Here is a 13,763-nt window from a genome sequence, read left to right as displayed (position 1 = left end):
AATTTAAAGAAGATAGCAAAGCAAAAAAAGCTAACAATAGCGATGATGATAAAAAAATAGATGAAATAGTTATAGATGAAAATGATTTAAAAAAAGATGAAAAAGATTTATCTAATAATGAAGTTGTGCAAGATTTAGTTTTAGTAAGTGATGTTGTAAAAAGAAAAAAAATAGATAATAAGCCTAATTTAGATGAAAAAATACCAAAAGATGAAAACTATAAAGAGGTTGAAAATAATAACTTTAAAAGTGAAAAACAAAGCATAAATAAAACAGATAAAGATACGCAAAATTTAGAAAATAAATCTGAAAAAAGTGTGGAAAATGACACAAAAAATATTGATTTAACTCAAGATGAGCTAAAAAAAAGTAAAAAAAGAGCGATTAGATTTAGCGATATTTATAAATATAAAGTTCAAAAAGTTTTAAAAGAAATTAAAAAAGAAGAGGATAAAAAATGATTTTTTTAAAATTTTTTACACATTTTTTATTAATATTATCTCTAGGTTTTTACCTTATAACAACTCTTCAATGGTTTTCTTATAAATTTGAAAGGGTATTTTTTCATTTTACTAAACCTCTTTGGCATTTGATTTTTTTATTTATTCCAATATGTTGTTATTTTGGGCTAAGGCTTATAAATGAAAATTTATTTTTTATATATTTTTATATTATTTTGTTACCAAGTCTTATTTTTTGGCATAAAAAACTTGATAAAAAATTAGTTTTCACCTCAAGAGTTAAAAGATTTTTTTTAATTTTAATTTTAACAACTCTGTTTTTAGATATTATTTTATTTAAAAAAGCATTTGTTCTTCCAATCTTTGCACCTTTGTTTTTATCATTTTTTATAAGTTTTTGCTTTGAAAAGCTAAATGCGAAAATTTATATGCAAAAAGCACAAAAAAAATTAGAAAGTATGCCAAATTTAACAATCATACAAATTACTGCAAGCTATGGAAAAACAAGTATTAAAAATTTTTTATATCAAATTTTAAATGAAAAATTTAATTGTTATAAGACCCCAAGAAGTGTAAATACATTAATGGGCTTAGTAAAAGACATAAATGAAAATTTAAATAGCGATGTGCAAATTTACATAGCAGAGGCTGGCGCTAGGAAAAATGGTGATATTGATGAGATAACAAAATTTTTAAAACCACAAATTGTTGTTGTAGGTGAGATAGGAAGTCAGCATATTGAATATTTTAAAAGTGTTGATAATATAAGAAAAACAAAACTTGAAGCTTTAAACTCAGCAAGACTTAAAAAGGCTTTTTTACATAGCTCAACCTTAAAAAAAGATGATGATAAAATAGTTATTTATGATGATTGTTTGCAAAATATCAAAGCGAATTTAGATGGTGTTAGTTTTGATATGAAATTTGATGAAAGTTATAAATTTTATGCACCAATTTTAGGTAGTTTTAATGCTTCAAATTTAGCAGTTTGTATATGTGTGGCAAAATTTTTAGGTTTAAAAATAGATGAAATAAAATTAAAAATTCAAAATTTAAAAAGTGTAGAGCACCGTCTTCAAATTATATCGAAAACGCCTAAATTTATAATAGATGATGGCTTTAATGGCAATTTTGAAGGCATGAGTGCAAGCTATGATCTTGTTAGAGAATATGATGGGAATAAAGTTGTCGTAACTCCAGGAATAGTAGAAGCCACAAAACAGATGAATGAAAACTTAGCAAAAATTATAAATGAAATTTTTGATTTAATTATCGTAACTGGTGAATTAAATGCAAAGATTTTTAGTGAAATTTGTGATAAAAATAAACTGATTATTTTAAAAGATAAAAATGATCTTATAAAAGCATTAAGTGAAAAAACAAAAGCTGGGGATTTAATCCTGTTTTCAAACGATGCACCAAATTTTATATGAAATCTTTTAAGTTATTGTTGCTAATTATGAATATAGTACAACGTTCAAATATTTTATTTGTTGAATACATCGCAAATTAATTTTTTAAGGTTGAAATTTGAAATTTTTTTTAAGTTTAATTTTATTTATAAATTTTACTTTTGCAAGTGTTGTTAAAATCATTGTTACTGGTGATATTATGACACATAAACCACAACTTGATTATGCTAGATTTTATGATGAAAATAATAGCGGATTTGATTTTTCTGCACAGTTTAGCAATATTAAATATTTTTTAAAAAGTGCTGATTTAGTTATTGGAAATTTTGAAAGCTCATCAAATCCAAATTTAATTTATAAGGGATATCCACTTTTTAATACTCCAGCTGAAATTTTTAAAGCATTAAAAGATGCTGGTTTTCATGCTTTATCAACAGCTAATAATCACGCTCTTGATGGCGGAATAGACGGTATTTTAACGACAAATAAGGCTATAGAAAATGCCGGACTTTTTGGTTTTGGTACAGGCAAGGATGAGAAATTTAAACTTTTAGAAGTAAAAGGTGTTAAAATAGGGCTTTTAAGTTACTCGTATGGCTATAATGGGCTTGAAAACTCACTAAATTCTGAAGAAAAAAGTTTATTAAATTTCTTAGATGAAGAAAAAATTAAAAGTGATATTGATAAACTTTTAAGCTATGGGGCTGATTTTATTATTGTTTTTCCACATTGGGGTGTAGAGTATCAAAGCTATTCAAACAAAAATCAGCAAAATTTAGCTAAAAAAATTATTAGTTTTGGCGCAAATGCTGTCATTGGAAATCATCCTCATGTTTCACAAGAGATTGCGTGGTATAATCAAAATGGCTTTATAGCGTATTCTTGTGGAAATTTTATATCAAATCAAAGAGTTGAAACGATTGGTAATATCGAAAGCGAGCAAAGCATTGCTTATGAAATTTTAATATCAAAAGATGAGAATTCTACTAAAATAGTTGATGTTTTTTATAATCCTTTATGGATAAATCCAGTTTTTGAAAACGGCAAAAAAACTATAAAAGTTTTTCTAGTAAAGGATATAATAAATGAAAATTATGATAAAAACTCAACTAAATTTTTAATAGATAATCCAAAAGCTAGGGCAAAAAAAGCTTATGAAAATATTAGCAAAAAAGTAAGATAATTTCTAATATTACTTTAAGTATAAAAATTAATTTAGAATTAAATTTAATGATTTTTTAATGTCTAAATTATTATAATAACTTCATTTCTTAGAAAGGATAAGTTATGAAAAAGATTTTATCAGTTTTATTGCTATTTATTACCTTTACTTACGCAAGTGTAATTAAAGATCAATTAAATAGAGAAGTAGTCTTACCAGATAAGGTAGATAAGATAGTGGTTTTACAGCACCAAAGCTTAAATGTTTTAGTTCAAATAGGTGCTAAGGATAAAATTGTTGGTGTTTTGCAAAGCTGGGAAAAACGTCTTGGAAGTGACTATAAAAGGCTTTTTAATGGTATTGATAAACTTCCAACACCAGGTGATTTAAAGACTATAAATTTTGAAAGTATTTTAAATTTAAAACCAGATGTTGTTATCGTTACAAATTATATTGATAAGAGCTATATTGAAAAACTAGAAGAATTAAAAATTCCTGTAGTTATGATGAGCTTTTTTAAAGATAGTAGTGCGGGAAAAGATAGTGTAAATCCTGAGTTTGAAGATGAAGAGTATTCATACGATAATGGACTTTATGAAGGAATTATGCTTCTTGGAAAAATTGCAGATAAAGAAGATAACGCAAAAGAGCTCGTTACTTACATAAAAAATTCACAAAATGAGTTAAAAGAATATACTAAAAACATAAAAGATAAAATTAAACTTTATATGGCAAATCCTAAATACCAAACATACGGTAGTGGAAAATATACAAGTATAATTTTTAAACGCGCTGGTGGTGAAAATGTCGCAGCTAAAGATATAAAAGGCTACAAACAAGTTTCTGCTGAAAAAATACTATCTTGGAATCCTGATATAATTTTTGTTCAAGCAAGATATTCAAGTGTTGTTGATGAGTTAAAAAATGATAAATCATTAAAAAATTTGGATGCTATAAAAAATAACAAAATTTATTTAATGCCAGAATATGCTAAAGCTTGGGGTTATCCAACACCTGAGGCCATGAGTATTGGTGAATTTTGGATAGCTAAAAAACTTTATCCAGATATTTTTAAAGATTTTGATTTAGATAAAAAGGTCAAAGAGTATTATAAGAAATTTTATCAATTCGAGTATGATGGAAAGTAAAATTTAAAGGATTTTTTTGCTAAATTCTAAATTTTTATTTTTAGCTGTTTGTTGGATTTTATTTGCATTATATTCACTTGGAATAGGGCAAATTAGTGCAAATTTTGGTGAAATTTTAAGTGCTGTTTTTAGCCAAAGTGAAAGCACTATTAAAACAGCTATTTTTGATATTAGGCTGCCACGAATTTTAATTTCAAGTATTTGTGGTGGCATTTTAGGACTTTGCGGAATTTGCTTGCAAGGTCTTTTTAAAAATCCATTGGTTGATCCAAAAATTATTGGTGTAAGTACAGCTGCCTCATTTGGTGGTTGCTTAGCTTTATTATTTGGTTTGGGTGCATTTTGGCTTATAGTTTTTGCATTTGGTTTTGGAATTTTAGGTTTAGCTATTTTATTTTTTATTGCGCATTTTGTTAGAAATTCATCAATTTATACATTAATTTTAGCAGGTGTTATTATAAATGGATTTTTCGGTGCTTTGATAAGTCTTACGCAATTTCTAGCCGATAATGAAGATGTACTTCCAAACATTGTATTTTGGCTAATGGGAAGCTTTGTAACATCTAGTTATGACAAACTTCAAATTTTACTTATTGTATCACTTCCTTGTATAGTTATGTTGATTTTAATGAGGTGGCGTTTTAATCTTTTAAGTCTTGATGAAAAGGACTTAAAGGCTCTAAAGATTAATATAAATTTTTTAAGAACATTTATATTAATTCTTGCAACATTACTTGTAGCAACACAAGTAAGTATTAGTGGAAATATTGGCTGGGTGGGACTTATTGTGCCGCATATTGCAAGGCTTTTATGTGGGGCAAATCATATCAAAAGTATTCCTACGGCGTTTATAATAGGTATGATTTTTATGCTTTTAGTTGATAATTTAGCTAGAACTCTATCACAAAGCGAGATTCCAATAGGGATAATTTCAGCACTTATTGGAGCACCAGTTTTTGCATATTTATTAAAAAGGAATCATAAGTATGCTAATTAAAGCTTTAAATTTGGGCTATTTCTATACTAAAGATAAATTTTGTTTTAAAGATTTATCTTTTGGTTTAAATGAAGATGAAACTTTAGCTATTTTAGGACTAAATGGACAAGGTAAAAGCACTTTGCTGTATAATTTAATAGATATCTTAGAGCCAAAAATTGGAGAAGTTAATATAAATCAAAGTTTTTCATATCTTAGTCAAAATCTCTCTTTAAATTTTAATTATAGTGTGATAGATGTTGTTTTAATGGGCTTAGCTAGTAAAATTTCTTTATTCAAAACACCATCAAAAAATGATTACGAAAAAAGTGAAAAAGCACTTGAAATTTTAGGGATTTTATCATTAAAGAATAGATTATATGCCACTTTATCAGGAGGTCAAAAACAGCTTGTCTTACTTGCCCGTGCAATTGTTCCTAATAACAAAATTTTAATACTTGATGAGCCATTTAGTGCAATGGATTTAAAAAATCAAAACAAAGTTTTATCACTTATAAAAAATCTAAAAAAAGAGTTAAATTTAACTGTTATTTTCACTACACACAATCCAAATCATGCCCACGCAATAGCCGATAAAACATTGATTTTATATGATGATTTAAGTTATGAATTTGGTAACACAGATGATGTTTTAACGCCTAGTAACTTAACAAAACTATATGATGTTAGAGTTGAGAGTGTTAAATTCGAAAACAAAGATTATTTAATTACTCTTTTTGATTAATTTTTTTTAAAACTATTTTTTATAAATTAGCCTTAAAACACCAGCTATAAAAAAAGCAGTGGCTATAAATTTAAAATCTCTGTCTAAAAGTAAGATGAAAAATGAAGTTAGGATTAAAATTAGTCCAAAAATTAGTTCTACAACCTTTTCATCAATTACCTTTTTAAAGTATTCAAGTTGCGATTTAGAGATATTTGTTTCTATCTGTCCCGAACTTATCTTATTAAAACTTGTTTTTATATAGTGTAAGTTTTGTGGAAACTCTTGTAATTCATCAAATATAGTATCAACTAAAGTCTCTTTTGCACCAACTGCTCGTGGAATATTTTTAACTAAGATTGGAAGTATGTCTTTTATACCGTTAAAATTTTCTAAATAGCTAGTACCAAGACCCTCTATAATGGCACTTACTCTTAGGATATAGATAGCTTCAGCTGGGAGTTTGAAGGGAAATTTAGCGGTATTTGCCATAACTTCAAAGGCTAAATCTTGCATTGTTGTTTTGCTTAGTGAGTCATTTGAAAATATATCAAAAATTTGTTCTACAAACTCAGCAAGCATCGTAGTCGGTGTTTCATAAGCACTAATTCCAAGATTTTTACAAGCGGTGATATACTCTTCATAGTTTTGCTCATTTGCAGCTTTTAAAAGTGAGATTATGTTAAGTCTAGTTTCATTTGATACTGATTTTACCATGCCAAAATCAAGTAAAATTATCTGTGATTTTTTATTTATAAAGACATTTCCGGGATGAGGATCAGCATGAAAATAGCCCTTTATAAGCATTTGCTCTACATAAAACAAAACTAGGTCATTTATCGCTTTTTTAATATCAATTTTAAATTTTTCAATATTTTTTCTATCATCAAACCTAAATCCCTCCTCAAAGCTCATTACAAGCATATTATCGTTGCTAAGCTCTTCGTAATATTTTGGAAAAATAATGTTTGAATTGCAATATATTTTAGAAAATTTCTTTAAATTTGAAAGCTCTATTCTCATACTAGTTTCTTTTATAATAGTGCTTGCAAACTCGTTAATTACCGCTTCTATTGAGTTTTTTGTATAGTGCGAAAAAAGTGGCTTAAAAATTTTGTTTAAAAAAGAGATGATTTTTATATCAGTTTTTACGATTTTATCTATATTGTATCGCCTTATTTTTATGGCAACTTTACTACCATCTTTTAAAAAAGCCTCATGTACTTGCCCAATAGATGCACTTGCTATTGGAGTTTGGTTAAAATTTATAAAACCTTTGTCTTCATAGACTTTCTCTAGCTCGTTTTGGCTCATTGGTGGCAAATTATCATGTATTTTTTTAAGCTCATTTAGATAATTAGGTGGGAAAAAATCACTTCTTGTGGCTAAAACCTGTGCCATTTTTATAAAACTTGGACCAAGATAGTTGATGTAAGATGTGATTTTATTGGCTTTTATGCTTTTTATAAACAAAAAGCTCTCACGTCTTTTAATGAGTAGATAAAATGTTAGTAAAAGATGAAAAATCTTATAGATTCTTAGCGGACTATAGAGATTTTTTGTCATTTTTACCTAGCTTTTCATCTTTTTTAAAATCTCATCAAGTTTTTTTTCAACTCTTGCAATGTCATCTTTGCTTGCCAAATTTAGCTCATTAACAACTTCTTTAAAATACTCCATATTTTCATTATGCTCAGCTCTAGCTCTTTCATAAAGTCTATCTACAAAAGCTTGACTATCTTCTTTTGTGATTTTACCGCGATTTTCAAGAGCATTTAGTTCTTTTTGGACTTTATCTTTGATGGTCAAAAACCCACCGGCTGTTATATAAAGCATATCTTTTAGCATAATTTATCCTTCAAATTTAGATGAAATTTTTATTTTTGATAAGTTTTCTAACCTCTAGTGCGATGGCAAGCTCTTCATTTGTTGGTACTACCAAAGCCCTTATAACTGAGTCTCTTTTGGTTATAAATCTAATTGAGTTGCTTTTTAACTCATTTAAATCATCATCAATATTAACGCCAAAGTGATTTATTGTTTTACAAATATCAGCTCTTAAGTGAGCGTAGTTTTCGCCAACTCCAGCTGTAAAGATTATAGCATCAACTCTCCCCATAATAGCAAAGTATGAACCAATATATTTTGTGATCCTATACATGTACATATTGTAAGCTAACTTTGCTCTTTCGTCATCTTGATCCAAAATCATTCTCTTTACTTTTCTAATGTCACTCATACCGCAAATTCCCAAAAGACCGCTTTCCTTATTCAGCATATAGTCAATTTCTGCTTGATTTTTATTTGTTACTTTGGCGATGTGATAAAGTGCTGCAGGATCAATATCTCCGCTTCTTGTTCCCATCATAAGTCCTTCAAGTGGTGATATACCCATTGATGTATCTATGCTTTTTCCACCTTTTATGGCAGTTACACTTGCACCATTTCCAATATGAAGTGAAATGGCATTAAAGGCATCTAGTCTTATTCCCATGTAGTTTGCGGCTTGCTCTGTAACATATTTGTGTGAAGTTCCGTGAAAGCCATATTTTCTAACATCATATTTTTCGTAATATTCATACGGAATTGCATACATATAAGCATATTGCGGCATTGTTTGGTGAAAAACTGTGTCAAATACCGCGACATTCGGGACATTTGGTGCTTCAGCCATAGCACTTCTAATTCCTGCTAAATGTCCAGGGTTGTGAAGTGGGGCAAGCTCTGAAAGTTCATCGATAGTTTTTATAACTTCATCATCTATAATGACTGAGTCTTGAAATTTATTTCCCCCATGAACAACTCTATGACCTATGCCATCAAGTTCACTAAAATCTTTTAAAATTTTGCTTTTTTTAAAAAAATTATTTAGGTAGTCCATACCCTCTAAGTGGTCTTTTATGGCGACATCTTTTACAAAAGGCTCATTGCTATAGTTGATATTAACTCTAGAATGATCACTTCCAATTTCTTCAATAAAGCCATCTAAAATGACATTTCGCCCATTCATATCAAAAAGTTTAAATTTAATTGAACTACTTCCTGAGTTTAATACTAAAATTTTCATATCAATTTCCTGCTTGAATTGCGCTAATTAGCACTGTATTTACGATATCTTCTACACTCGCACCTCTACTTAAGTCATTTACTGGTTTTTTTAGTCCTTGCAAAATAGGTCCCATTGCAATGCATCCTGTTAGTCTTTGAACTGCTTTATAGGTGATATTTCCTGAGTTTAGATCTGGAAAGACAAAGGTATTTGTTTTGCCTGCTACTTTTGAATTTGGCATTTTTTTCTTCGCTACTTTTTCATCAATTGCAGCATCAAATTGAAGTGGTCCATCAACATTTTCGCCCAAACTCTCTTTTGCTAAATTTAAAGCCTCTTTTACTTTATCAACACTTTTTCCCTTGCCACTTTCACCAGTTGAGTAGCTAAGAAGTGCGATTTTAGGCTCAATACCAAAAGATTTTGCTGTAGATGATAAAGATATGGCAATATCACAAAGCTCTTTAGCAGTTGGCTCAGGCACCACAGCGCAATCCCCAAAAACTAAAACCTCATCTTCTAAACACATTAAAAAAGCCCCACTAACTGTTGAAATTCCCTCTTTTGTCTTAATAAGTTGTAAAGCAGGGCGGATAGTATCAGCCGTAGTTCCAACAGCACCACTTATCATAGCATCAGCTTTTCCGACTAAAACAAGCATTGTTGCAAAGTAGTTTTTATCAAGCATAATTTTTTTTGCATCTTCTAAATTTATGCCTTTATGTTTTCTAAGCTCATAAAATTTATTTACAAACTCATCTAAAAGTTCGCTTTTTAAAGGGTTGATAATTGTTGCTTTTGAGAGGTTTAACTTTAAATTTTTTGCTTTTTTATCTATATCATCAGGCTCACCTAGTAAAATGACATTTACAGCCTCTTTTTTAAGCAAAATATCAGATGCTTTTAAAATTCTCTCATCTTCGCTTTCGGGTAAAACTACGGTTTTTAAATTTGATTTCGCTTTTTTATAAAGTTCGTATTCAAATTTAATTGGAGTCTTAAAATTTGTTTTTGTATTTTCTAACTCATCAAAGAAAATTTGTGGCTTTACCTCTAAAATACTAGTTGAAACAAATTTATTACTTCCATTAAAATAAATTTTATCAGCTACACTATAAGAAAAATCCAAAGTGCTTTTAAGCTCATCAAATTTTGCTTCATCAGCATCTAAATATTCTGTTAAAATAGGCAAATTAAGATCTTTTGCTAGATTAGCATTAAATTTATTCTTATCACCTATTATGATAACAAAGTCATTTTTTTCTAAAATCTCCTCATATTTTTTTATTGTTTTTAATCTTAGTTCTTTTTGATTTGAAAAATAACTTTGAAAATCATCTTTGCAAAAACAGCTTATTGAAGATATATGCTCATTATAAAGCGGAGAAAAAATAGCTATTTTTTTAAATTTAGTACTAAAAATTTCTTTTATAAATGATAGGGTTTTAAACTCACTTTTGTTTACATTATCACTACTTAAAATAAATAGTCCATTTTTCATAAAAACTCCTTTTAATTGTTATTTCTATATATTGTAGTTATAATTTTATAAAAAGCATATAAATTTAGCTAAATTTAGTCTAAAAACTTATAAAATTTAACTAAGTTTATCATTTTAAATTAATATTGTTTTGATACAATATTGCATTTTATTTTAAAGGTAAAAACAAAATGTCAAAGCTTACTGGTTCACAAATGATAATGCAAGCACTAAAAAACGAAGGCGTAAAAGTAGTTTTTGGATATCCAGGAGGGGCAGCATTAAATATATTTGATGCAACTTATGATGAGAAAGATTTTGAGCTTATTTTAACTAGACATGAGCAAGCTGCAGCCCACGCAGCCGATGGATATGCAAGAGTAACTGGAAAAGTTGGAGTTTGCATAGTAACAAGTGGTCCTGGATTTACAAATACAATAACAGGACTTGCAACTGCATATATGGATTCAATACCACTTGTGTTAATAAGTGGTCAAGTAGCTAATTCACTCATTGGAACAGATGCTTTTCAAGAAATTGATGCTGTTGGAATTTCAAGACCATGTGTTAAACATAATTATTTAGTAAAAACCATTGAAGAGCTTCCAAGAGTATTAAAAGAGGCTTTTTATATTGCAAGAAGTGGCAGACCTGGTCCAGTACACATTGATATCCCAAAAGATATAAGTGCCGCTCTTGGTGAGTTCTGCTATCCAGAAGAAATTTCAATGAAAACATATAAACCAACCTATAAAGGAAATCAAAGACAGATTAAAAAAGCTGTAAATTTAATATCAAAATCAAAAAAACCTCTTTTATATTTAGGTGGTGGAGTAATTAGCTCAAATGCAACAAATGAGATTAGAAAACTATCAGAAATTTCAAAAATTCCTGCAGTTGAAACACTAATGGCGCTTGGGACTTTAAGAAGTGATGATGAATTAAATCTTGGGATGGTCGGAATGCACGGCAAATATGCTGCAAATATGGCTATGAGTGAAGCTGATTTGATATTTTGTATTGGAGCAAGATTTGATGATAGGGTAACTGGAAAATTAAGCGAGTTTGCAAAAAATGCAAAAATTATTCATATTGACATAGATCCAAGTTCAATTTCTAAGATTGTAAATGCTGATTATCCTATAGTTGGCGATATAAAAAATGTGCTTGAGGATTTAATACCATTATTAAAAAATGAAGTAGATTCTAACTCTTTTAAAGAGTGGAGAAACATCTTAAAAACTTATGATAAGATTCACCCTCTTAAATTTAATGATAGCGATGAAGTTTTAAAACCACAGTGGGTAATAGAAGAAACTGCTAAAATTATAGATGATGAAAAAGCTATTATAGTAACTGATGTTGGGCAGCATCAAATGTGGGTGGCTCAATACTATCCTTTTAAAAACCCAAGAACACTTTTAACAAGTGGAGGTTTAGGAACCATGGGATATGGTCTTCCAGCAGCTCTTGGAGCAGCGATGGCAAATAAAAATGGTGTTGTAGTAAATTTTAATGGAGATGGTGGAGTATTGATGAATTTACAAGAATTTCAAACTATTTGTGAAAACAAACTTCCTATCATAAATATAGTATTAAATAATAAATTTTTAGGAATGGTAAGACAGTGGCAAAGTCTTTTTTACAAAGAAAGGTTTGCTTCAACTGACATTAGCAATCAGCCTGATTTTGTAAAATTAATTGAGAGTTTTGGCGGAAAAGGTTTTGTTGCAAATACAAAAGATGAGTTTAGAAACGCTCTTAAAGAAGCTATAAAAAGTAAAAAGACAACTTTGATTGATGCAAGAATAGATAGATTTGAAAATGTTGTTCCTATGGTTCCAGCTGGTGGTGCGTTATATAATATGATACTTAAATAAGGTTTTAAAATGAAAGATAAAAGAAGATTAATTTCAGTTATAGTATTAAACGAGCACGGTGTTTTATCAAGGATAGTAGGTCTTTTTTCTGGTCGTGGATATAACATAGACAGCTTAACTGTTGCTCCTGTTCCAAATACGGAATTTTCAAGAGTTAGTATTGTAACAAGTGGTGATGGTAAAGCGTTTGAGCAAATAGTTAAACAACTTTATAAATTAATTCCTATTTACAAAGTTATAGAAGAAGGTGAATTTGTAGAAAAAGAGATGGCTTTAGTTAAAATTTCGCTTTTAGAAAATTTATCAGGACTTGATGCTGTTTTAAAATCATATAATGGAAGCGTTGCAAATAGCGACGATGAAATTTTAATAGTTATGGCGTGTGATGACTCGCTTAGAATAGATAGTTTTGTAAAAACTATGAAAAAATATAATCCGATTGATATAGTAAGAAGTGGTTCGGTTATAATGGAGATGTAAAATGCTGCTTAGTAAAATTTGTGAAATATTAAATATTGAGTTTAGTGGTGATGATTTTGACATAAAGGCTATAAATTCACTTGATTTGGCTTTAGAAAATGAGCTTAGTTATTGTGATGGAGCAAAAAATATAAAATTTCTCGAACACACTAAAGCAGGAGCTGTTTTAGTAAGTGAAAAAATGTTAAATCATGTTCCAGGGCATATTAGAGTTTTAGTTTGTCAAAACCCACATCTTAGTTTTGCTATTTTAAGTAAATATTTTAAAAAAGAATTAATTAGGCATGGTAATGTAGCAAATATCGATAAAACAGCTACAATAATGAAAAATGCTTATGTTGGGTTTGACTCATCAATAGATGAAAGTACTTTAATAATGCCTGGAGCTTATATTGGTGATAATGTAAAGATAGGTAAAAATTGCATTATTTATCCAAATGTTGTTATTTATAATGACACAATTATAGGAAATAATTGCATAATTCATGCAAATAGCGTTGTTGGAAGTGATGGTTTTGGATATGCTCATACAAAAGACGGAAAGCATGTAAAAATTCATCATAATGGAAATGTAATAATAGAAGATGATGTTGAAATAGGGGCTGGAACTACGATAGATAGGGGAGTTTTTAAACCAACTATAATAAAATCTGGCACAAAAATAGATAATCTTGTTCAAGTAGGGCATAATTGTGAACTTGGAAATAACTGCTTAATAGTTTCACAAACAGGAATATCTGGCTCAACAATACTTGGTAGAAATGTTGTAATGGGTGGACAAAGTGGCTCTGCTGGGCATGTGAAAGTTGGAGATTTTGCTCAAATAGCAGCAAGGGGTGGAGTTAGTAAGAATTTAGAAGGCTTTAAACAATATGCTGGCCATCCAATATATGAACTAAAAGAGTGGCTAAAAATAAATGCTAAAATCCACCGCTTTTTTAAAAAAGAGAGCTAAAATTTCGCTCTCTTTTGCTTACTTTTAATGATTTAA

The 13,763-nt window shown here is 29.0% G+C and carries 12 protein-coding genes; 8 read left to right on the top strand and 4 right to left on the bottom strand.

Annotation, left to right across the window (positions count from 1 at the left end; translation table 11 throughout):
- The first annotated feature begins 457 nt into the window (after positions 1–457).
- The 5 genes from O6B72_RS01150 to O6B72_RS01130 all read left to right on the top strand — a co-directional run bounded on the left by O6B72_RS01150 (position 458) and on the right by O6B72_RS01130 (position 5,904).
- A complete protein-coding gene (locus O6B72_RS01150) occupies positions 458–1,894 on the top strand; it encodes a Mur ligase family protein (RefSeq protein WP_269491977.1) in 1,437 nt (478 codons plus the stop codon).
- 97 nt (positions 1,895–1,991) lie between these two features.
- Positions 1,992–3,056 (top strand): CapA family protein, encoded by a 1,065-nt coding sequence (locus O6B72_RS01145; protein ID WP_269491976.1) that lies wholly within the window; start codon positions 1,992–1,994, stop codon positions 3,054–3,056.
- Between the two features lie 104 nt (positions 3,057–3,160).
- Positions 3,161–4,183 carry an ABC transporter substrate-binding protein gene (locus tag O6B72_RS01140; protein ID WP_269491465.1) on the top strand — a complete coding sequence of 341 codons (1,023 nt, stop codon included), beginning with the start codon at positions 3,161–3,163 and terminating at the stop codon, positions 4,181–4,183.
- Positions 4,184–4,199: 16 nt separating this feature from the next.
- Positions 4,200–5,180, top strand: coding sequence for a FecCD family ABC transporter permease (locus O6B72_RS01135; protein WP_269491975.1), 981 nt, complete (start codon positions 4,200–4,202; stop codon positions 5,178–5,180).
- The gene (locus O6B72_RS01130; protein ID WP_269491974.1) at positions 5,170–5,904 is read left to right on the top strand and encodes an ABC transporter ATP-binding protein; all 735 of its coding nucleotides are present in this window, start codon (positions 5,170–5,172) and stop codon (positions 5,902–5,904) included. Before O6B72_RS01135 ends, O6B72_RS01130 begins: the two co-directional genes overlap by 11 nt.
- 12 nt (positions 5,905–5,916) lie before the next feature.
- On the opposite strand, the gene O6B72_RS01125 is transcribed toward O6B72_RS01130, so the two are convergent.
- From O6B72_RS01125 to pta, 4 genes are read right to left on the bottom strand one after another with little or no spacing between them, the layout of a single operon-like run.
- On the bottom strand, positions 5,917–7,449 hold the full coding sequence (locus O6B72_RS01125) for an ABC1 kinase family protein (protein WP_269491973.1): 1,533 nt from the start codon (positions 7,447–7,449) through the stop codon (positions 5,917–5,919).
- Positions 7,450–7,455: 6 nt separating this feature from the next.
- On the bottom strand, positions 7,456–7,731 hold the full coding sequence (locus O6B72_RS01120; RefSeq protein WP_018713166.1) for a hypothetical protein: 276 nt from the start codon (positions 7,729–7,731) through the stop codon (positions 7,456–7,458).
- Positions 7,732–7,747: 16 nt separating this feature from the next.
- Positions 7,748–8,950, bottom strand: a complete 1,203-nt coding sequence (locus tag O6B72_RS01115; protein ID WP_101637364.1) for an acetate kinase — start codon at positions 8,948–8,950, stop codon at positions 7,748–7,750.
- A gap of 1 nt (position 8,951) precedes the next feature.
- Positions 8,952–10,433, bottom strand: a complete 1,482-nt coding sequence (gene pta, locus O6B72_RS01110; RefSeq protein ID WP_269491972.1) for a phosphate acetyltransferase — start codon at positions 10,431–10,433, stop codon at positions 8,952–8,954.
- 170 nt (positions 10,434–10,603) lie between these two features.
- Between pta and O6B72_RS01105 the strand changes: the two genes are divergently transcribed.
- Genes O6B72_RS01105 through lpxD form a run of 3 tightly spaced genes read left to right on the top strand, consistent with a single transcriptional unit; the run spans position 10,604 to position 13,727 of the window.
- Positions 10,604–12,292 carry an acetolactate synthase large subunit gene (locus O6B72_RS01105; protein WP_101637362.1) on the top strand — a complete coding sequence of 563 codons (1,689 nt, stop codon included), beginning with the start codon at positions 10,604–10,606 and terminating at the stop codon, positions 12,290–12,292.
- Between the two features lie 9 nt (positions 12,293–12,301).
- Positions 12,302–12,772, top strand: coding sequence for an acetolactate synthase small subunit (gene ilvN / locus O6B72_RS01100; RefSeq protein ID WP_024961659.1), 471 nt, complete (start codon positions 12,302–12,304; stop codon positions 12,770–12,772).
- A 1-nt stretch (position 12,773) separates the two neighbouring features.
- Positions 12,774–13,727, top strand: a complete 954-nt coding sequence (gene lpxD, locus O6B72_RS01095) for a UDP-3-O-(3-hydroxymyristoyl)glucosamine N-acyltransferase (protein ID WP_269491971.1) — start codon at positions 12,774–12,776, stop codon at positions 13,725–13,727.
- Positions 13,728–13,763: the final 36 nt, after the last annotated feature.

The sequence above is a fragment of the Campylobacter ureolyticus genome (genome assembly GCF_027277485.1).
Classification (GTDB): Bacteria; Campylobacterota; Campylobacteria; order Campylobacterales; family Campylobacteraceae; genus Campylobacter_B; species Campylobacter_B ureolyticus_B.
Note: the sequence above shows the minus strand (reverse complement) of the source record. Positions and strands in the feature narration are given on the sequence as shown.

Bases quoted from the DNA above. Each gene is read 5' to 3' on its own strand.
- O6B72_RS01150 (WP_269491977.1), top strand. From the start codon at position 458: ATGATTTTTTTAAAATTTTTTACACATTTTTTATTAATATTATCTCTA.
- O6B72_RS01140 (WP_269491465.1), top strand. From the start codon at position 3,161: ATGAAAAAGATTTTATCAGTTTTATTGCTATTTATTACCTTTACTTAC.
- O6B72_RS01130 (WP_269491974.1), top strand. From the start codon at position 5,170: ATGCTAATTAAAGCTTTAAATTTGGGCTATTTCTATACTAAAGATAAA.
- O6B72_RS01125 (WP_269491973.1), bottom strand. From the start codon at position 7,449: ATGACAAAAAATCTCTATAGTCCGCTAAGAATCTATAAGATTTTTCAT.
- O6B72_RS01120 (WP_018713166.1), bottom strand. From the start codon at position 7,731: ATGCTAAAAGATATGCTTTATATAACAGCCGGTGGGTTTTTGACCATC.
- O6B72_RS01115 (WP_101637364.1), bottom strand. From the start codon at position 8,950: ATGAAAATTTTAGTATTAAACTCAGGAAGTAGTTCAATTAAATTTAAA.
- pta (WP_269491972.1), bottom strand. From the start codon at position 10,433: ATGAAAAATGGACTATTTATTTTAAGTAGTGATAATGTAAACAAAAGT.
- O6B72_RS01105 (WP_101637362.1), top strand. From the start codon at position 10,604: ATGTCAAAGCTTACTGGTTCACAAATGATAATGCAAGCACTAAAAAAC.
- ilvN (WP_024961659.1), top strand. From the start codon at position 12,302: ATGAAAGATAAAAGAAGATTAATTTCAGTTATAGTATTAAACGAGCAC.
- lpxD (WP_269491971.1), top strand. From the start codon at position 12,774: ATGCTGCTTAGTAAAATTTGTGAAATATTAAATATTGAGTTTAGTGGT.